This is a genomic window from Streptomyces sp. NBC_00885, from assembly GCF_045207475.1.
Lineage (GTDB): Bacteria > Actinomycetota > Actinomycetes > Streptomycetales > Streptomycetaceae > Streptomyces.
The window spans coordinates 2,344,888-2,363,686 of record NZ_CP108796.1 but is presented as its reverse complement, the minus strand read 5'-3'; the positions used below and the strand labels follow the sequence as shown (position 1 = coordinate 2,363,686).

Here is an 18,799-nt window from a genome sequence, read left to right as displayed (position 1 = left end):
AGGAGCTACTGGGTGACGAGCCTCGAAGTGACCACCGAAGCGGAAGACTCGGGACCCAGCGGCTATGCGGCGGCCCGGCTGCGCCTTCTCAACGAGAAGGAGCAGTCCGGGCCGCCGCGCCGTGCGGCCCTGGCCACGCTGACCGACGAGTGGCTGTCCGCGCTCTTCACCACCGCCTGCAAGGAGGCGAAGGTGCGTGGCGCGGCGCTCGTAGCCGTCGGCGGCTACGGACGCGGAGAGCTGTCCCCGCGCAGCGACCTCGATCTGCTCCTGCTGCACGACGGGAGCGCCGAAGCGGGCGCGCTCGCCGCGCTCGCGGACCGGATCTGGTACCCGGTGTGGGACCTCGGTCTCGCCCTCGACCACTCCGTACGCACCCCTGCCGAGGCCCGCAAGACCGCAGGCGAGGACCTGAAGGTGCAGCTGGGGCTGCTGGACGCGCGACCGGTCGCGGGCGATCTGGGTCTGGTCGCCGGGCTGCGCACCGCTGTACTGGCCGACTGGCGCAACCAGGCCCCCAAACGGCTGCCCCAGCTCGACGAGCTCTGCCGCGAACGGGCCGAGCGTCAGGGCGAGCTGCAGTTCCTTCTGGAGCCCGACCTGAAAGAGGCGCGCGGCGGCCTGCGCGACGCCACCGCACTGCGCGCCGTCGCCGCCTCCTGGCTCGCCGACGCGCCGCGCGAAGGGCTCGCCGAGGCGCGCCGGACGCTGCTGGACGCCCGCGACGCGCTGCATCTGACGACAGGCCGGGCCACCGACCGTCTCGCCCTCCAGGAGCAGGACCAGGTCGCCGCCGAGCTGGGCCTGCTGGACGCCGACGCGCTGCTGCGCCAGGTGTACGAGGCGGCGCGCACCGTTTCGTACGCCACCGATGTCACCTGGCGTGAGGTGAACCGGGTGCTCAGGTCACGGGCCGTACGGCCCCGGCTGCGCGCCATGCTCGGCGGTGGCCGTGGACAGCAGCCCGAGCGCACCCCGCTCGCCGAAGGCGTTGTCGAGCAGGACGGCGAGGTGGTGCTCGCCCGCACCGCCAAGCCCGAGCGTGACCCCGTGCTCCCACTGCGAGCCGCGGCCGCGGCCGCCCAGTCGGGCCTGCCGATCTCCCTTCACGCCGTGCGGCGACTCGCCGCCGCCACCCGGCCGCTGCCCGTGCCCTGGCCCGCCGAGGCGCGCGAGGAGCTCGTCACCCTGCTCGGCGCGGGGGAGTCGACGATCGGCGTGTGGGAGGCGCTGGAGGCCGAGGGCCTGATCACCCGGCTGCTGCCCGACTGGGAGCGCGTACGGTGCCGCCCGCAGCGCAATGCCGTACACACCTGGACCGTCGACCGGCATCTCGTCGAGGCCGCGGTCAAGGCCTCGGCCCTCACCCGCCGCGTCGGCCGCCCCGACCTGCTGCTGATCGCCGCCCTGCTGCACGACATCGGCAAGGGCTGGCCCGGCGACCACTCGGTGGCCGGCGAGACCATCGCGCGGGACGTCGCAACGCGGATCGGATTCGACCGTGCCGACGTGGCCGTCATCGCCACGCTCGTACGCCACCATCTGCTGCTGATCGAAACAGCCACCCGGCGCGATCTGGACGATCCCGCGACGGTCGCCTCCGTCGCCGAGGTCGTGGGATCGGTGAGCACCCTGGAGCTGCTGCACGCCCTCACCGAGGCCGACGCGCTCGCCACCGGGCCCGCGGCCTGGTCGGCCTGGCGCGGCTCGCTCGTGACCGACCTGGTCAAGCGGGTCGCGGCGGTCCTCGCGGGCAACGCCCCGGCCGAGCCGGAGCCCGCGGCGCCCAGCGCCGAACAGGAACGGCTCGCCATCGAGGCGCTGCGTACCGGCGAACCCGTCCTCGCGCTGCACGCCCAGACCGAGGCGCCCGCCGGGGACGAACCCGAACCGGTCGGCGTCGAGCTGCTGATCGCGCTGCCCGACCAGCCGGGTGTCCTGCCCGCAGCGGCCGGAGTGCTGGCCCTGCACCGGCTGACCGTACGCGCCGCCGATCTGCGCTCCATCGAGCTGCCCAGCGAACTGGGCGGACCCGCCGGCGTACTGCTGCTGAGCTGGCGCGTCGCTGCCGAGTACGGCTCGCTGCCGCAGGCTGCCCGCCTGCGCAGCGATCTCGTCCGGGCCCTGGACGGCTCGCTCGACATCCCCGCCAGGCTCGCCGAGCGGGAGTCCGCCTACCCGCGCCGCCGCGGGGTGCAGGCCCCGCCCCCGCGGGTCACGGTCGCCGCGGCCGGTTCGAGCCTGGCCACGGTCATCGAGGTCCGCGCCCAGGACGCGCCGGGCCTGCTCCACCGGATCGGCCGGGCACTGGAGGACGAGGCGGTACGGGTGCGCAGCGCCCATGTCTCCACCCTCGGCTCGAACGCCGTCGACGCCTTCTATGTGACCGATCCCGAGGGGGCGCCGCTGCCCGCCGAGGAGGCCGCCCGGACCGCCCGTGCCCTGGAGGCCGTGCTGCGGTCATGACGTGAGACTCCCCACGGGGAAGACCCCACCTCGCGCGGCCGGATACCCTGGGGGACACTGTCCGCCCGCTCCCGACATCTGAGGATCCGCGACCACCGTGTTCGACACCCTCTCCGACCGCCTTGCCGCGACATTCAAGAACCTCCGGGGCAAGGGCCGCCTGTCCGAGGCGGACATCGACGCCACGGCGCGCGAGATCCGTATCGCGCTGCTCGAGGCGGACGTGGCGCTGCCCGTCGTCCGTGCCTTCATCAAGCAGATCAAGGAACGCGCGACCGGCGCCGAGGTCTCCCAGGCACTGAACCCGGCCCAGCAGGTCATCAAGATCGTCAACGAGGAGCTCATCGGCATCCTCGGTGGCGAGACGCGCCGCCTGCGCTTCGCCAAGCAGCCGCCGACCGTGATCATGCTCGCGGGTCTCCAGGGTGCCGGTAAGACCACGCTCGCCGGAAAGCTGGGCCTCTGGCTCAAGGGCCAGGGCCACGCGCCGCTGCTGGTCGCCTGTGACCTGCAGCGTCCCAACGCGGTCAACCAGCTCGCCGTGGTCGCCGAGCGCGCGGGCGTCGCGGTCTACGCGCCGGAGCCGGGCAACGGTGTCGGCGACCCGGTCAAGGTCGCCAAGGACTCCATCGAGCACGCCAGGGCCAAGCAGTACGACGTCGTCATCGTCGACACCGCCGGCCGCCTCGGCATCGACCAGGAGCTGATGCAGCAGGCCGCGGACATCCGCGACGCCGTCAGCCCCGACGAGGTCCTCTTCGTCGTCGACGCGATGATCGGCCAGGACGCGGTCAACACCGCGGAGGCCTTCCGCGACGGCGTCGGCTTCGACGGCGTGGTGCTCTCCAAGCTCGACGGCGACGCGCGCGGTGGTGCGGCGCTGTCCGTCGCGCATGTCACCGGCCGCCAGATCATGTTCGCCTCCAACGGCGAGAAGCTGGACGACTTCGACGCGTTCCACCCGGACCGCATGGCGTCCCGCATCCTCGGCATGGGCGACATGCTCAGCCTGATCGAGAAGGCCGAGCAGACCTTCAGCCAGGAAGAGGCCGCCAAAATGGCCTCCAAGCTGGCGAGCAGCAAGGGCAAGGACTTCACGCTCGACGACTTCCTGGCCCAGATGGAGCAGGTCAGGAAGATGGGCTCCATCTCCAAGCTGCTCGGGATGCTGCCCGGCATGGGCCAGATCAAGGAGCAGATCAACAACATCGACGAGCGTGACGTGGACCGTATGGCCGCGATCATCAAGTCGATGACCCCCGCCGAGCGCCATGACCCGACGATCATCAACGGCTCGCGCCGAGCCCGCGTCGCCAAGGGCTCGGGTGTCGAGGTCAGCGCGGTGAAGGGCCTGGTGGAGCGGTTCTTCGAGGCCCGCAAGATGATGTCGAGGATGGCCCAGGGCGGCGGGATGCCGGGCATGCCCGGGATGCCGGGCATGGGTGGCGGCCCCGGCCGTCAGAAGAAGCAGATCAAGCAGGCCAAGGGCAAGCGCAAGAGCGGGAACCCGATGAAGCGCAAGGCCGAGGAGCAGGCGGCAGCGGCCCGCCGCGAGCAGGCGGCGCAGGGCGGGGCGTTCGGACTGCCGGCCGGCGAGGCGGGCAAGGACTTCGAACTGCCCGACGAGTTCAAGAAGTTCATGGGCTGACAGCAGTTCTGAAGGGCCCGCGGCCGGACCGGCCGCGGGCCCTTTTGCCGCCCTGCCCCGGGTGAGTACTCCCGGACACGTCCTCGGCTGGCGACGCCTGGGGATCCATGCGGTCATGGGCACAGGGGCCGAGGCAGGGCGGAGGAGAACAGGCGTGGCCAACCCCGTACCCCCACGCGACCGGACGGACCAGCCGTGGCGCTCGGAAGGCGCGCCTGTGCCGCCCCCGCCGAGGAAGAGGATGCCCGGGGGCTGGATCGGACTGGTCCTTGCCGCGCTCGCCGTGTATCTGATCGCCAGTCTTCTGCTGTCCTTCTTCAACGGCGTCGGCGAGCCCACCATCCCGTACACGGAGTTCGGCAAGCAGGTCGCGGCCGGCAATGTCTCGAAGATCTACTCCGAGGGCAACGCGATCCAGGGCCGGCTCAAGCAGAAGGCCCCGGCCCCCGACGGCGAGGGCGACTACACCGCGTTCAAGACCCAGCGTCCGGCCTTTGCCGACGACAGGCTGTGGGACGAGCTGAGCAGGCAGCAGGTCACCGTGACGGCCCAGCCGGTCGTCCAGGAGCGCAGCATTCTGGCCAATCTGCTGATCGCCCTCGCACCGATGGCGCTTCTCGTACTGCTGTGGGTCTTCATCGCCCGTCGCATCGGTGCCACGCCGGGCGGCGGCATGCTCGCCCCCGAGCCGCCGCCCGGACCGGTCGAGTCCGAGCAGGGCAAACGCACCACGTTCGAGGACATCGCCGGGATCCAGGAGGTCGAGGCAGAGCTCAACGACGTCGTCGACTTCCTCAAGAACCCGCAGGCGTACGGGAGGATGGGCGCCCGGATGCCCGGCGGCGTGCTGCTCGCGGGGCCGCCCGGGACCGGGAAGACGCTGCTCGCGCGGGCGGTGGCGGGGGAGGCGGACGTGCCGTTCTTCTCGGCATCGGCGTCGGAGTTCATCGAGATGATCGTCGGCGTCGGCGCGAGCCGGGTCCGCGAACTCTTCGCCGAAGCCCGCGAGGCGGCCCCCGCCATCCTCTTCATCGACGAGATCGACACCATCGGGCGGGCGCGCGGCGGAGAGGCGGGCCTGGGCGCTCACGACGAGCGCGAGCAGGCGCTCAACCAGATCCTCAGCGAAATGGATCGCTTCACCGGCTCGGAGGGCGTGGTCGTCATCGCCGCCACCAACCGGCCGGACGTGCTCGATCCCGCGCTGACCCGGCCCGGCCGTTTCGACCGGGTCGTCCAGGTCTCACCGCCGGACAGGGGCGGCCGGGAGGCGATCTTGAGGATCCACACCCGGGAGATCCTGCTCGCCGACGACGTCGACCTGGGCCGGATCGCCGGTGCGACACCGGGGATGACGGGCGCGGAACTCGCCAAGCTGGCCAACGAGGCGGCGCTCCTCGCGGTCAGGCGCAAGAAGTCCGCGGTCACCCAGTCCGACCTCTTCGCCGCCCTGGAAAAGGTCCAACTCGGCGCGGAACGCGCATTGGTGATGCCGGACGAGGAACGCCGTCGCACCGCCTACCACGAGAGCGGCCACGCCCTGCTCGGCATGCTCCAGCCGGGCGCCGACCCGGTCCGCAAGGTGACCATCGTGCCGCGCGGCCGGGCGCCGGGCGTCGCGATCTCCACCCCGGACGCCGACAGGTACGCGTACACGGAGGAGTATCTGCGCGGCCGCATCGTCGGCTCGCTGGGCGGCATGGCGGCCGAGCACGTCGTCTTCGACGTCATCACGACGGGCTCGGAAAGCGACCTCGAACAGGTCACCCAGCTGGCCCGGGGCATGGTCGGCCGCTGGGGCATGAGCCAGCGCGTCGGCAGACTGACCGCGATCCCGGGGGACGCCCAGCAGCCGTACGGCCTCACGGCTGCGCCCGCGACGCTGGACGCGGTGGACCACGAGATGCGCCGCATCGTCGACGAGTGCTACGAGAGCGCCTGCCGCCAACTCCGCGACAACCGCGACCGCCTGGACGCCCTGGCGGAGGCGCTCCTGACCCACGAGACACTCGACGAGGAGGCGGCCTACCACGCGGCGGGCATCGCCCGCCTCACCCAGGACACATAGGCGCCGCGAACTGCGCCGCGCGCCGCGCTGCACTGCGAATGAGCTCCCGCCCTACGCCGCGAACGGGTGCCTCCGGGCGGCGCCTGCGGCACGAAGCTGCCGCCCCCCGTGGGGTCGGGGGCCTGCCCCGCAGTGGTCGGGCCCGGCCCGGGCCTGCCGCCGATGGTCGGCCGGGCGGCGTAAACGCGCGCGCACCCTCTGGCGGGAAGCTGCCGCTCGGTGGAGCGCAGGGGTCCGCACCGTGCGCCGCGCAGGCCCGCACCCCGCGGCGCGAAGCTGCCGCTCCCGTGGGGTCCGGGGCTTGCCCCGGTTGTGGGAAGGGGCGGGTAGGGGAAAGCCCCGCGCAGCGGCCCCACCCCCCCGCCACCCGAACCGCACCGCCCCCCTCAGCGCGTCCGCGCAATCAGGTACCGGAACACATTCGGCATCCACACCGTCCCGTCCCGCCGCCGATGCGGATGCAGCGCCTCCGTAATCTCCTTCTCCACCTGTGCAACGTCCGTCGCCCGCACCGCCGCCCCGTACAGCCCCGTCGACAGCAGCCCCCGCACCGCGCTCTCCGTGTCCGCGTAGCCGAAGGGGCATGCCACCCGCCCCGAGCCGTCGGGCTTCAGGCCGGCCCGGGACGCGACGTCCTCCAGGTCGTCCCGACGGGCCGCGCGCCAGCCGCCCGTGCGCAGAGGGTCCGTCAGCCGGCCCGCCATCCGCAGGACGCCCGACGTGGCGCACCGCTCCGGCGGGCCCCAGCCGGTCAGGACCACCGCGCTGCCGTGTTCGGCGAGTTCCACGGCCGCCGTCAGGGCCGGAACGAGCCCCTCGGAGTCACCCGCCATACAGCCGATCGGCTGAAACGCGGTGATCAGGTTGTACGCAGGCCGCGCCGGATCCGCCGCCGCTTCGCCTTCCACGAGTTCGACATCACGGGGCGCACCCGCGTCCGCAGCCATCCGTTCCCGCGCCAGCGCCAGCCGTTCGCGGTCCGCGTCGCAGCCGGTCACGCTCGCACCGCGCGCCGACGCGATCAGCAGCGCCAGGCCGGACCCGCAGCCGAGACCGAGCAGCCGCGTCCCCGGACCGACCTCCAGGCGCTCATACACCGCCTCGTAGAGCGGCACCAGCATCCGTTCCTGGATCTCGGCCCAGTCCCGGGCCCGAGCGCACGCCTCCGCCGGGGACGGAGCCGCGGACGCCGCATGGGGTCGGTGCTGGACGAGAGTCGGTGTCATCAGAAAGCGCCCCAATCCGCCAAGAGGTCAGCCGAGCCCTGAAGGACAGCCCCCCGTGTGCGTACGCCTGCGCTCCCCCCGTATGCCAGAGAACTCCGCATGCGTCCGCAAGTCCAGGGGTTGAATGGCAATGCTTGCGTGCCACCGGCGTGCGCCCCCAGGGCGCCGGCCGATTCACGTTCGGCACCGGTGTCGCCGTACGATGCGCGCCATGGCAAAGGCACCTGTTCTCACGCCCCAGTCGGAAGACTTCCCACGCTGGTACCAGGACCTGATCAACAAGGCCGAGCTGGCGGACAACGGCCCGGTGCGCGGCACCATGGTCATCCGACCGTACGGATACGGCCTGTGGGAGCGGATGCAGCAGGAGATGGACGCCCGCATCAAGGATGCGGGCGCCCAGAACGCCTACTTCCCGCTCTTCATCCCACAGTCTTACCTGACTCGGGAAGCTGAGCACGTCGAGGGCTTCGCGCCCGAGCTCGCGGTCGTCACCCACGGAGGCGGCAAGGAGCTCGAGGAGCCCGTCGTCGTACGCCCCACCTCCGAGACGATCATCAACGACTACTTCTCGAAGTGGATCCAGAGCTACCGCGACCTGCCGCTCCTGATCAACCAGTGGGCCAACGTGGTCCGTTGGGAGATGCGTCCGCGCGTCTTCCTCCGTACGACGGAATTTCTCTGGCAGGAGGGCCACACCGCCCACGCCACCTACGAGGACGCCCGGGACTACGCCGCGTACATCCACAAGGAGGTCTACGCGGACTTCATGGTCAACGTCCTCGGCATCGACGTGGTGCTCGGCCGCAAGACGCCCAGGGAGCGCTTCGCCGGCGCCATCAACACCCTCACGCTCGAAGGCATGATGGGCGACGGCAAGGCCCTGCAGATGGGTACGAGCCATGAGCTCGGCACCAACTTCTCCAAGGCCTTCAACACTACCTATCTGTCGAAGGACGGCCGGCAGGAGCTCGCCTGGCAGACCTCCTGGGGCAGCTCCACCCGGATGGTCGGCGGCCTGATCATGTCCCACGGCGACGACAACGGACTGCGCGTCCCGCCCCGCCTCGCCGCCGTCCAGGTCGTCGTCATGGCCATCAAGGGCGACGAGGCCGTCGCCAAGGTCCGCGAGATCGGCGACCGGCTCAAGGCCGCGGGCCTGCGCGTACAGGTCGACGACCGCACCGACACCCCCTTCGGCCGCCGCGCCGTCGACTGGGAGCTCAAGGGCGTGCCGGTACGGATCGAGATCGGACCGCGGGACCTGGAGGCGGGCACCGCGATGCTGGCCCGCCGTATCCCGGGAGGCAAGGAGCCGGTGCGCCTCGATGCCCTGGCCGAGCTGCTGCCCGCGATTCTGGAGGAGGACCAGGCGCAGTTGCTGCGGGAGTCGCGCGAGCGCCGTGAGTCCCGTACGACCGAGGTGCGGACGATCGAAGAGGCCTCCGAGGCCGCGGTCGCGGGCGGCTGGGCGCGAATCCCGTGGTCGACGCTGGGCCAGGAGGGTGAGGCCCGGCTCGCCGAGCAGGCGGTGTCCGTACGGTGTCTGGTCGCCGCGGACGGGTCGGTGCCGGAGGCCGACGACGCCCCCGGTACTGTCGCGATCGTGGCCCGCGCTTACTGAGGCGTGAGCCACCCGCAAGCGGGTAGCCGCCCCGGCGCGCGGAGCTTGCCTACGCGCTGGGGCGTACACGCCGCTACGTACCACCTTGTTGTGAGCTGCGAGGCTTCTCCGCAGATCAGCGCACCCGCCCTCGTCAGGACGCATCAATGGCAACTGACGGGTACGTGCAAAATATTTGGGATGCCCCGGAATGGAACCCGCAAGGGCTTCGGCTCGTTATCACGACGTGAGCACGACACCACCTGTTCTCGCCGCAGAGCTGGCACAGGCGTGGGCCGATATTCAGCGGCACCACCCCGAGCTGCCGGATCTTGCCGCGCCAGAGTCCCTGATCGGAGAGTCGTCGTCCGCCTGTGGCGCCGAGCTCTCCTTCGAGCGACTGCTCCATGAGGCAGTCCATGGCATCGCCGCCGCCCGAGGTGTCCGCGACACCTCACGCGCCGGCCGCTATCACAACCGCCGATTCCTGGCGATCGCCGAGGAGATGGGCCTGGACCATGTCGACGAGCCGCATCCGAGCAGCGGCTTCTCGCTGGTCATGCTCAATCCCGAGGCGAAGAGGCGCTACCGACCCACGATCGAGCGACTGCAGCGCGCCCTCAAGGCGCACACGGTTGCGACGGCCTCCGACACCAAGCGCACCTTCCGCGGGCCGGCCGCCCGGCACGGCTCGTCCGGCGGCGGTGTGCGCGTGAAGGCGGTCTGCGACTGCGGGCGCAATGTCCGGGTCGTTCCGTCCGTTCTCGCCCAGGCCCCCATTGTCTGCGGCGGCTGCGGCAAGCCCTTCCGGATCCCGGAAGTGGCCGCCGCGGCGAGCTGACCGCCACGCCCGCCGGGTCGGGCCGCCCGACGGGGGCGGTGCGACTCCGGTCGGGTGCGAGGCTGCCGCAGGTGTGTGGCACAATGGCTAGCTGTACTCGACAGCCGCACAGGAACCCTCTCGCCTCCGGCTGACGCGTCCATCGGGCACCCGAGTACCGCAACCCCACGTGGCATCTCGTTGTGCCCAACCACGTCAAGACCAGGAGACACCACTTCCGTGGCAGTCAAGATCAAGCTGAAGCGTCTGGGCAAGATCCGTTCGCCTCACTACCGCATCGTCGTTGCCGACTCCCGTACCCGCCGTGACGGCCGGGCCATCGAGGAGATCGGTCTGTACCACCCGGTGCAGAACCCCTCGCGCATCGAGGTCGACTCCGAGCGCGCGCAGTACTGGCTGTCCGTCGGCGCCCAGCCGACCGAGCCGGTCCTCGCCATCCTGAAGCTCACCGGTGACTGGCAGAAGCACAAGGGCCTGCCGGCCCCGGCGCCGCTGCTCGTCGCGGAGCCGAAGGACAAGCGCGCCGCGTTCGAGGCCTTCACCAAGGGCCTCGAGGGCGACGAGCCGAAGGGTGAGGCCATCACCCCGAAGGCGAAGAAGGCCGACAAGAAGGCGGACGAGGCCGAGGCTGCCTCGTCGGCGTCCGCCGCTGAGTCGACCGAGGCCTGAGCATGCTCGAGGAGGCTCTCGAGCACCTCGTGAAGGGCATCGTCGACAACCCGGACGACGTGCAGGTCGCCTCGCGCAACCTGCGCCGCGGGCGTGTGCTCGAGGTCCGGGTCCACCCCGACGACCTCGGTAAGGTGATCGGCCGCAACGGCCGCACCGCACGCGCCCTGCGCACCGTCGTGGGCGCCATCGGCGGCCGTGGCATCCGCGTCGACCTTGTCGACGTGGACCAGGTTCGCTGACACGTTGTTGAACACCGGCTCGGGCCGGGGGGCCTGCGGGCTCCCCGGCCCGAGCCGTTTCAAGGCACGGCGACAGCAACCATCAATCGAGCAACCACGACGTGGATGTGCCACATCCGCGAGAGCGGCGGCGGCTTGGCCGCACAGAGGGAGAAGTGAGCGTGCAGCTGGTAGTCGGGCGGATCGGCCGCGCCCACGGCATCAAGGGCGAGGTCACCGTCGAGGTGCGCACGGACGAGCCGGAACTGCGGCTCGCCCCGGGCGCCGTGCTGGCCACCGACCCGGCCTCGGCGGGGCCGCTGACGATCGAGACCGGCCGGGTGCACAGCGGCAGGCTGCTGCTGCGCTTCGAGGGCGTACGCGACCGAAACGCGGCCGAGGCCCTGCGCAACACCCTGCTGATCGCGGACGTGGACCCGCAAGAGCTGCCCGAGGAACCGGACGAGTACTACGACCACCAGCTGATGGACCTCGATGTCGTCCTCGCCGACGGCACCGAGATCGGCCGGATCACCGAGATCAGCCATCTGCCCTCGCAGGACCTCTTCATCGTCGAGCGGCCGGACGGCAGCGAGGTGATGATCCCCTTCGTCGGCGACATCGTGAGCGAGATCGACCTGGAGAAGCAGCGGGCCGTCATCACACCGCCGCCCGGGCTGATCGACGACAGCGAGGCCGAGATCGCATCGTCGAGGGACGAGAACTGATGCGGCTCGACGTCGTCACGATCTTCCCCGAGTACCTCGAACCGCTGAACGTCTCGCTCGTCGGCAAGGCACGCGCGCGTGGACAGCTCGATGTCCATGTGCACGACCTGCGCCGGTGGACGTACGACCGGCACAACACCGTCGACGACACTCCGTACGGCGGCGGTCCCGGCATGGTCATGAAGACCGAGCCCTGGGGCGACGCCCTCGACGACGCTCTGGCGAGCGGGTACGAGGCGGGCGCGCACGGCCCGGTGATGGTCGTGCCCACCCCCAGCGGCCGCCCCTTCACCCAGGAACTCGCCGTCGAGCTCTCCGAGCGGCCGTGGCTGATCTTCACTCCTGCCCGCTACGAGGGCATCGACCGCCGGGTCATCGACGAGTACGCGACCCGGATACCGGTCTACGAGGTGTCCATCGGGGACTACGTCCTGGCCGGCGGCGAGGCTGCCGTCCTGGTGATCACCGAGGCCGTGGCCCGGCTGCTGCCGGGTGTCCTGGGCAATGCCGAGTCGCACCGGGACGACTCCTTCGCACCCGGCGCGATGGCCAATCTGCTCGAAGGCCCCGTCTACACCAAGCCGCCCGAGTGGCGAGGTCGCGCCATTCCGGACGTGCTGGTCAGTGGGCACCACGGGAAGATCGCGCGCTGGCGGCGGGACGAGGCGCTACGGCGCACGGCCGCCAACAGGCCCGATCTGATTGAGCGTTGCGATACCTCGGTCTTCGACAAGAAGGATCGCGAGATCCTGTCCATCCTCGGCTGGGCGCCGGAGCCCGGCGGCCGATTTTGGCGCAGGCCCGAGGCCGTGGAAGAATAGGCCGCTGCTGTGCGTCCGGTCGGCGCCCCTGCCACAGGGGGAACGACGCCCGCCCGACGCGGCCAGCACCCTAATTCTCATCTCGATCGTTCCGCTGATGACCTGTGGCATCGGCGAGGAAGCAGACCAACATGGCTCACCTGCTCGACAACGTCAACGCGGCTTCGCTGCGCAGCGACGTCCCCGCCTTCCGTCCCGGCGACACCGTGAACGTCCACGTGCGCGTCATCGAGGGCAACCGCTCGCGTATCCAGCAGTTCAAGGGCGTTGTCATCCGCCGCCAGGGCTCGGGCGTCAGCGAGACCTTCACGGTCCGCAAGGTCTCCTTCTCCGTCGGCGTCGAGCGCACCTTCCCGGTGCACAGCCCGATCTTCGAGAAGATCGAGCTCGTCACCCGCGGTGACGTCCGTCGCGCGAAGCTGTACTACCTCCGCGACCTGCGCGGCAAGGCTGCCAAGATCAAGGAGAAGCGCGACAACTGAGCCCCGGCTCGCCTCTCGCGCCTGAGCTTCGGCTCACACTCACGCCGGGTTCACATAGGGGCCGGATAGGCTCTGGCCCCGATGGACACCGAAGCGAAGTACACGGAGCGCGACCGCTCTTCCGCCCCCGACGCCGGGGAAGAGGGAGAGGGGTCGCGCTTTGTGCGTTCATCGCGCCCCTCCGGGCACCTGGGTAAACGTCTCTCCGGGATGTCCTGGCGCAGGGCCGGGCTGCTCGGTCTCGGCTGCACCGTCGTTGTGCTGCTGTTCAGCCATTTCGTGGTGCAGCCGTTCCAGATCCCCAGCAGCTCGATGGAACCCACCCTTCAGGTCGGGGACCGGGTTCTGGTGAACAAGCTGGCGTACCGTTTCGGTTCGGGGCCGGAGCGGGGGGACGTCGTCGTCTTCGACGGCACCGGATCCTTCGTACAGGAGGGTCTGCAGGAGAACCCGGTCAGTGCGGCGACGCGGGGCGTTTTCGCGGCGCTGGGGCTGGCCGAGCCCGCCGAGACCGACTTCGTGAAGCGCGTGGTCGGTGTGGGCGGCGACCGCGTGGTGTGCTGCGACAAGGGGGGAAGAGTCGAGGTGAACGGCGTACCCGTCGACGAGGGATATCTGCACCCCGGTGACGTCCCGTCAGAGGTTCCCTTCGACATCGTCGTCCCCCAGGGCACTTTGTGGGTCATGGGAGACCACCGGAGCAATTCCCGGGACTCCCGCGACCATCTGGGGGAGCCCGGCGGCGGCATGGTGCCCGTCGACAGGGTGATCGGACGGGCGGACTGGATCGGCTGGCCGGTCGGCCGCTGGACCTCGCTGGAGCCGTCCGGTGCCTTTGCGCGCGTCGGAGAGGCGGAACGAATGCCGGGCGGCGCCCATGGGTAACCGCGGGCGTCGAGCGAGCCACCGGGCCGACACCAGGCTGCCCACCGGGACCCGGCCTACGAACGGTTCCCGGACGCTGCCGGGCCGTGCGGAACGGCGCAGGCTCGCTCAGAAGGTGAAGCGCAAGCGCCGCCGTTCGGCCGTGAAGGAGATCCCCCTCCTGATCACCGTGGCGCTGATGATCGCGCTGGTTCTCAAGACGTTCCTGGTGCAGGCCTTTGTGATCCCGTCGGGCTCGATGGAGCAGACGATACGGATCCAGGACCGCGTGCTCGTGGACAAGCTCACCCCCTGGTTCGGCTCGAAGCCCCAGCGGGGTGACGTCGTCGTGTTCAAGGACCCGGGCGGCTGGCTCCGGCAGGAGCAGAAACCGCAGAAGGACGACCCGGTCGTCGTCAAGCAGGTGAAAGAGGGCCTGTCCTTCATCGGGCTGCTGCCCTCCGACGACGAGCAGGATCTGATCAAACGCGTGGTCGCGGTCGGCGGGGACACCGTCAAGTGCTGCGACAAGGACGGGCGGGTCACCGTCAACGGCGTACCGCTCATCGAGCCGTATCTGAACCCCGGAAACGTTCCTTCGACGCTGAAGTTCGAGGTCAAGGTGCCGGCCGGACGGATCTTCGTCATGGGCGACCACCGGGCCAACTCGGCGGACTCGCGTTTCCATCTCGACGAGAAGGACCGCGGCACGGTCTCGGAGGACCAGGTCGTGGGACGCGCGGTCGTCATCGCCTGGCCCGTCGGCCACTGGCGGAAGCTGGAGGAGCCCGAGACGTACGCATCCGTGCCGAACGCGCGTGCCGGGTCGACATCAGCACTCCACCCGTCGAATAGGGTGTCACCTCAGGATCTCAACGGAATGATCCTGCTCCCGAGCCCTGCGGAACTCCCGCTCGTTATGGGAGTAGTGGGCCTGCTCCGGATCCGGGGCAGGCGGTTCGCACGGACTGAGGAGTGGATGTGGGGGACGTGGCGGTCGGCGCACGATCCGGACACGACGGGCCGGAGGAGAGGCCGGGGAAACCCGCCGAGTCACCCGCAGCTGTGACGGACGAATCGGCGGCGCGTACGCCGGGGACGGCGGGCGGCGTGGACGACGAGAACGTCCAGGACGCTGGAGGCGGATCCTCCGAGGGCAGTGGTACGGGACAGAAGAAGCAGCGATCCTTCTGGAAGGAACTGCCGCTCCTGATCGGTATCGCGCTGCTTCTCGCGCTGCTCATCAAGACCTTCCTGGTACAGGCGTTCTCGATCCCCTCGGACTCGATGCAGAACACCCTCCAGCGGGGCGACCGGGTGCTGGTCGACAAGCTCACCCCGTGGTTCGGCTCGGAGCCCGAGCGCGGCGAGGTCGTCGTCTTCCACGACCCGGGCGGCTGGCTGGACGGTGAGCCCACCCCCAAGCCGAACGCCGTGCAGAACTTCCTCAGCTTCATCGGCCTGATGCCGTCGTCCGAGGAGAAGGACCTGATCAAGCGGACGATCGCGGTTGCCGGCGACACCGTGGAGTGCAAGAAGGGCGGCCCGGTCAAGGTCAACGGCAAGGCGCTCGACGAGCCGTACATCTTCCCGGGCAGCACCGCATGCGACGACCAGCCCTTCGGCCCCTTCAAGGTGCCGAAGGACAGGATCTGGGTGATGGGCGACAACCGCCAGAACTCCCGTGACTCCCGCTACCACATGGAAGACGTGAACGGCGGCTTCGTGCCGGTGGACAAGGTCGTCGGACGTGCCGTGGTGGTGGCCTGGCCGCTGGACCGCTGGGCGACGCTGCCGGTGCCCGAGACCTTCGACCAGCCGGGGATCAACTCCGCCGCCGCGGCTGCCGCCCCGGCCGCGCCCCTGGTGCTGGGCGCGATCGGCGCCCTGCCGGTCGTGCTCCTGCGCCGGAGGAGGCTGACCTCCGGGCGTACCGCCGGGTAGGGTGCCGTCCCAGATCGCCGATCCCCGGGGCACGATGTCCGGGGACCGAATCTCCGAGGTGGGGAGCGCTGGGATGAGCGGAACAGAACGTACGGACGACGGCCACGGCCGGCTCGGCAATGCGCTGTCGGGTCTGGCCGTGGCCGTCGGCTCTGTGCTCTTCCTCGGAGGGTTCATCTGGGGGGCCGTGGTCTACCAGCCGTACACCGTGCCGACCGACTCGATGACACCGACCGTGCACGCCGGAGACCGGGTGCTCGCGGAGCGGATAGACGGCGACCAGGTGCGGCGCGGGGACATCGTGGTCTTCCGCGACAAGCAGTGGGGCGACATGCCGATGGTGAAGCGTGTGGTCGGCGTGGGCGGCGACACGATCGCCTGCTGCGGCGACGGCGGCAAGCTGACCGTCAACGGCAAGGCCATCGAGGAACCGTATCTGCGCACCGAGGGACCCGCGTCGAACACCTTCACGGCGACCGTGCCCAAGGGGCAGCTGTTCCTGCTGGGCGACGAGCGCATGGGTTCGCAGGACTCCCGGGTACACCTTCAGGACCCCGGCCAGGGGTCGGTGCCGCGCTCGGCCGTGGAGGCACGGCTGGACGCCGTGGCATGGCCCCTGGACGGCGGCCTGCTGGAGCGGCCCGAGGGCTTCGCCGCGCTGCCGGGCGGGGTGTCCCGGCCGGGACCGGTGAAGCTGGTGGTCGGGTCGGTGGCGGTCGGGGCCGCGCTGATCGTGGCCGGGGCTCTGTACGGTCCCATCGCGCGCAGGCTGCCGGGGAGGCGGCGTGGGGCGGCGGGCGGCGCCGGGCGCAAGAAGGCGAGCGCCGGTGTCGGATGAGGGACCGGCCCATGGCGAGCCGGTGTCGGACGAGGAGCAGGCGCTCGGCGAGCTGCGGAAAGTGGCCCGGGTCGTCCTGCTCGATCCCGATGACCGCATTCTGCTGATGCACGGGTACGAGCCGCAGGATCCGGCCGACCGCTGGTGGTTCACGCCGGGCGGCGGTCTGGAGGGCGAGGAGACCCGGGAGCAGGCCGCGCTGCGCGAGCTGGCCGAGGAGACGGGGATCACAGAGGTCGAGCTGGGGCCGGTGCTGTGGCGGCGGACCTGCTCATTTCCGTTCGACGGACGCCGCTGGGACCAGGACGAGTGGTACTTCCTGGCGCGTACGGCGCAGACGGCAACGGCCCCGGGCGGACTGACGGAGCTTGAGCGGCGCAGTGTCGGGGGTCTGAGGTGGTGGACCTCCGCCGAACTGTCGGCGGCCCGTGAGACGGTGTATCCGACCAGGCTCGCCGAGCTGCTGCGAACGCTGCTCGACGAGGGTCCTCCGAGTACGCCGATTGTCCTGGCCCCCGAAATCGTCTAGGGGCCCGCGGGGCTGGCGCACAATAGGGGGACGCACGGCTGAAGGGGAACATGCCATGAGCGCCGAGGACCTCGAGAAGTACGAGACCGAGATGGAGCTGAAGCTCTACCGGGAGTACCGAGACGTCGTCGGGCTGTTCAAATATGTGATCGAGACCGAGCGTCGCTTCTACCTCACCAATGACTATGAGATGCAGGTGCACTCGGTACAGGGCGAGGTCTTCTTCGAAGTCTCGATGGCGGACGCGTGGGTTTGGGACATGTACCGACCGGCCAGGTTCGTCAAGCAGGTGCGGGTGCTCACGTTCAAGGACGTGAATATCGAAGAGCTCAACAAGAGCGATCTGGAACTCCCGAGCGGCTGAACTCCCGGGTGAGTGCGCTCCTTCGTGAGCGCACTCCTGGGTGACTGGGTTATCCACAATCGAGGGGTTGTCCACCAAGATCCACAAGTGGACGCCCTACGCGTCAGAGTCGGTGCCGGAGGTGGTGCCGATATGAACGCGACGGGGGCACTGGGGCGGTACGGCGAGGACTTGGCGGCGCGGCTGCTGGCCGCGGCCGGGATGACGGTTCTGGCGAGGAACTGGCGCTGCGGGCGGGCCGGTGAGATCGACATCGTGGCCCGGGACGGCGACACCGTGGTCGTCTGCGAGGTCAAGACCCGCAGGGCGGGCTCGTTCGAGCATCCGATGGCTGCGGTCACGCCGGCGAAGGCGGAGCGGCTGAGGCGACTGGCCGAGTGCTGGCTCCAGCGCACCGGCGGGCCGCCGCCCGGTGGCGTGCGCATCGACCTGGTGGGTGTGGTGCTGCCCAGGCGCGGCGCACCCACTGTTGAGCATGCGCGGGGGGTGGCCTGATGGGGTTCGCGCGTGCGTGTTCGGTGGCGCTTGTCGGCGTCGAGGGCGTGGTGGTCGAGGTTCAGGCGGACCTGGAGCCGGGCGTGGCCGCCTTCACGCTGGTGGGACTGCCCGACAAGAGCCTGTCGGAGAGCCGGGACCGGGTGAGGGCGGCGCTGGTGAACTCCGGCGCGGAGTGGCCGCAGAAGAAGCTGACCGTAGGGCTCAGCCCGGCTTCCGTCCCCAAAGGCGGCAGCGGATTCGATCTGGCGGTTGCCTGCGCGGTGCTCGGTGCGGCGGAACGCATCGACGCCAAGGACATCGCCGACCTGGTCATGATCGGAGAGCTCGGCCTGGACGGCAGGGTGAGACCCGTACGCGGAGTGATGCCGGCCGTCCTCGCGGCCGCCGAGGCGGGCTACCGGCAGGTGGTCGTCCCGGAGCAGACCGCGGGGGAAGCCTCGCTGGTGCCGGGTGTCTCGGTGCTGGGCGTCCGCAGCCTGCGCCAGCTCATCGCCGTGCTGACCAATGAACCGGTGCCCGAGGAGGAACCGGTCGCGGAAGGCAGGCCGGATCCCATGCTGGCCGGGCTGATGGTGCCGGGTGCGGGGGTCGGCACGGGGCTGGCGAGGGAGCCCGGCGAAGGGCCGGACCTGGCCGATGTCGCCGGGCAGCGCGCGGCACGGGCGGCGCTGGAGGTCGCGGCGGCCGGCGGCCACCATCTGCTGCTGCACGGACCGCCCGGCGCGGGCAAGACCATGCTGGCCGAGCGGCTGCCCGGGTTGCTGCCACCGCTGACCAGACGGGAGTCCTTGGAGGTCACGGCCGTTCACTCGGTGGCCGGCATCCTGCCGCCGGGCGAGCCTTTGGTACGGACGGCTCCGTACTGCGCGCCGCACCATTCGGCGACGATGCAGTCGCTCGTCGGCGGAGGAAACGGCCTGCCGAGACCGGGGGCGGTCTCGCTCGCCCACAGGGGCGTGCTGTTCCTCGATTTTAGCGACCACTAGTTC

The 18,799-nt window shown here is 70.5% G+C and carries 17 protein-coding genes and 2 pseudogenes; 18 read left to right on the top strand and 1 reads right to left on the bottom strand.

Annotated features, from left to right (window positions below; all coding sequences use genetic code 11):
• The first annotated feature begins 12 nt into the window (after positions 1 to 12).
• The 3 genes from OHA61_RS10305 (at position 13) to ftsH (ending at position 6,182) form a co-directional block, all read left to right on the top strand.
• Positions 13 to 2,466, top strand: coding sequence for a [protein-PII] uridylyltransferase (locus OHA61_RS10305; protein ID WP_406302847.1), 2,454 nt, complete (start codon positions 13 to 15; stop codon positions 2,464 to 2,466).
• Between the two features lie 97 nt (positions 2,467 to 2,563).
• Entirely contained in the window at positions 2,564 to 4,114 is a 1,551-nt protein-coding gene (ffh, locus tag OHA61_RS10300; RefSeq protein WP_406302846.1) for a signal recognition particle protein, read from the top strand.
• 154 nt (positions 4,115 to 4,268) lie between these two features.
• Complete coding sequence (ftsH, locus tag OHA61_RS10295; RefSeq protein ID WP_406302845.1) at positions 4,269 to 6,182, top strand: ATP-dependent zinc metalloprotease FtsH; 1,914 nt, start codon at positions 4,269 to 4,271, stop codon at positions 6,180 to 6,182.
• A 386-nt stretch (positions 6,183 to 6,568) separates the two neighbouring features.
• Here ftsH and OHA61_RS10290 read toward each other — a convergent pair whose 3' ends face one another.
• Positions 6,569 to 7,408 carry a methyltransferase domain-containing protein gene (locus OHA61_RS10290; protein WP_406302844.1) on the bottom strand — a complete coding sequence of 280 codons (840 nt, stop codon included), beginning with the start codon at positions 7,406 to 7,408 and terminating at the stop codon, positions 6,569 to 6,571.
• Between the two features lie 211 nt (positions 7,409 to 7,619).
• On the opposite strand from OHA61_RS10290, the gene proS reads away from it, so the two are divergent.
• From proS to OHA61_RS10215, 15 genes and pseudogenes are all read left to right on the top strand, one after another.
• A complete protein-coding gene (proS, locus tag OHA61_RS10285) occupies positions 7,620 to 9,032 on the top strand; it encodes a proline--tRNA ligase (RefSeq protein WP_406302843.1) in 1,413 nt (470 codons plus the stop codon).
• Positions 9,033 to 9,258: 226 nt separating this feature from the next.
• Positions 9,259 to 9,852: a hypothetical protein gene (locus OHA61_RS10280; protein ID WP_324988245.1), complete on the top strand. Its 594-nt coding sequence runs from the start codon at positions 9,259 to 9,261 to the stop codon at positions 9,850 to 9,852.
• Between the two features lie 219 nt (positions 9,853 to 10,071).
• On the top strand, positions 10,072 to 10,521 hold the full coding sequence (rpsP, locus tag OHA61_RS10275; protein WP_266488820.1) for a 30S ribosomal protein S16: 450 nt from the start codon (positions 10,072 to 10,074) through the stop codon (positions 10,519 to 10,521).
• Between the two features lie 2 nt (positions 10,522 to 10,523).
• The gene (locus OHA61_RS10270; protein ID WP_005311361.1) at positions 10,524 to 10,763 is read left to right on the top strand and encodes an RNA-binding protein; all 240 of its coding nucleotides are present in this window, start codon (positions 10,524 to 10,526) and stop codon (positions 10,761 to 10,763) included.
• 161 nt (positions 10,764 to 10,924) lie between these two features.
• On the top strand, positions 10,925 to 11,470 hold the full coding sequence (gene rimM / locus OHA61_RS10265) for a ribosome maturation factor RimM (protein ID WP_324988241.1): 546 nt from the start codon (positions 10,925 to 10,927) through the stop codon (positions 11,468 to 11,470).
• Complete coding sequence (gene trmD, locus OHA61_RS10260) at positions 11,470 to 12,291, top strand: tRNA (guanosine(37)-N1)-methyltransferase TrmD (protein WP_406302842.1); 822 nt, start codon at positions 11,470 to 11,472, stop codon at positions 12,289 to 12,291. The genes rimM and trmD overlap by 1 nt, the downstream gene beginning before the upstream one ends.
• A gap of 131 nt (positions 12,292 to 12,422) precedes the next feature.
• The gene (gene rplS / locus OHA61_RS10255) at positions 12,423 to 12,773 is read left to right on the top strand and encodes a 50S ribosomal protein L19 (RefSeq protein ID WP_266488825.1); all 351 of its coding nucleotides are present in this window, start codon (positions 12,423 to 12,425) and stop codon (positions 12,771 to 12,773) included.
• 81 nt (positions 12,774 to 12,854) lie between these two features.
• The gene (lepB, locus tag OHA61_RS10250) at positions 12,855 to 13,658 is read left to right on the top strand and encodes a signal peptidase I (RefSeq protein WP_406302841.1); all 804 of its coding nucleotides are present in this window, start codon (positions 12,855 to 12,857) and stop codon (positions 13,656 to 13,658) included.
• A pseudogene (gene lepB / locus OHA61_RS10245) lies at positions 13,651 to 14,734 on the top strand (signal peptidase I); the annotation flags it as partial. The gene lepB (OHA61_RS10250) and the pseudogene lepB (OHA61_RS10245), both read left to right, overlap by 8 nt.
• A complete protein-coding gene (gene lepB / locus OHA61_RS10240) occupies positions 14,628 to 15,581 on the top strand; it encodes a signal peptidase I (RefSeq protein ID WP_406307311.1) in 954 nt (317 codons plus the stop codon). The pseudogene lepB (OHA61_RS10245) and the gene lepB (OHA61_RS10240), both read left to right, overlap by 107 nt.
• Positions 15,582 to 15,654: 73 nt before the next feature.
• Entirely contained in the window at positions 15,655 to 16,419 is a 765-nt protein-coding gene (gene lepB / locus OHA61_RS10235; RefSeq protein ID WP_406302840.1) for a signal peptidase I, read from the top strand.
• A 22-nt stretch (positions 16,420 to 16,441) separates the two neighbouring features.
• Positions 16,442 to 16,948, top strand: a complete 507-nt coding sequence (locus OHA61_RS10230) for an NUDIX hydrolase (protein WP_406307310.1) — start codon at positions 16,442 to 16,444, stop codon at positions 16,946 to 16,948.
• 55 nt (positions 16,949 to 17,003) lie between these two features.
• A complete protein-coding gene (locus OHA61_RS10225; protein WP_003993268.1) occupies positions 17,004 to 17,312 on the top strand; it encodes a DUF2469 domain-containing protein in 309 nt (102 codons plus the stop codon).
• Positions 17,313 to 17,444: 132 nt separating this feature from the next.
• Complete coding sequence (locus tag OHA61_RS10220) at positions 17,445 to 17,807, top strand: YraN family protein (protein ID WP_406302839.1); 363 nt, start codon at positions 17,445 to 17,447, stop codon at positions 17,805 to 17,807.
• Positions 17,807 to 18,781: pseudogene (locus OHA61_RS10215) on the top strand (ATP-binding protein); the annotation flags it as partial. The gene OHA61_RS10220 and the pseudogene OHA61_RS10215, both read left to right, overlap by 1 nt.
• Positions 18,782 to 18,799: the final 18 nt, after the last annotated feature.

What these genes read in the sequence shown, in the direction of transcription:
- OHA61_RS10290 (WP_406302844.1), bottom strand. Translation starts at nt 7,408, where the DNA reads ATGACACCGACTCTCGTCCAGCACCGACCCCATGCGGCGTCCGCGGCT.
- proS (WP_406302843.1), top strand. Translation starts at nt 7,620, where the DNA reads ATGGCAAAGGCACCTGTTCTCACGCCCCAGTCGGAAGACTTCCCACGC.
- OHA61_RS10270 (WP_005311361.1), top strand. Translation starts at nt 10,524, where the DNA reads ATGCTCGAGGAGGCTCTCGAGCACCTCGTGAAGGGCATCGTCGACAAC.
- trmD (WP_406302842.1), top strand. Translation starts at nt 11,470, where the DNA reads ATGCGGCTCGACGTCGTCACGATCTTCCCCGAGTACCTCGAACCGCTG.
- rplS (WP_266488825.1), top strand. Translation starts at nt 12,423, where the DNA reads ATGGCTCACCTGCTCGACAACGTCAACGCGGCTTCGCTGCGCAGCGAC.
- lepB (WP_406302841.1), top strand. Translation starts at nt 12,855, where the DNA reads ATGGACACCGAAGCGAAGTACACGGAGCGCGACCGCTCTTCCGCCCCC.
- lepB (WP_406302840.1), top strand. Translation starts at nt 15,655, where the DNA reads ATGAGCGGAACAGAACGTACGGACGACGGCCACGGCCGGCTCGGCAAT.
- OHA61_RS10225 (WP_003993268.1), top strand. Translation starts at nt 17,004, where the DNA reads ATGAGCGCCGAGGACCTCGAGAAGTACGAGACCGAGATGGAGCTGAAG.
- OHA61_RS10220 (WP_406302839.1), top strand. Translation starts at nt 17,445, where the DNA reads ATGAACGCGACGGGGGCACTGGGGCGGTACGGCGAGGACTTGGCGGCG.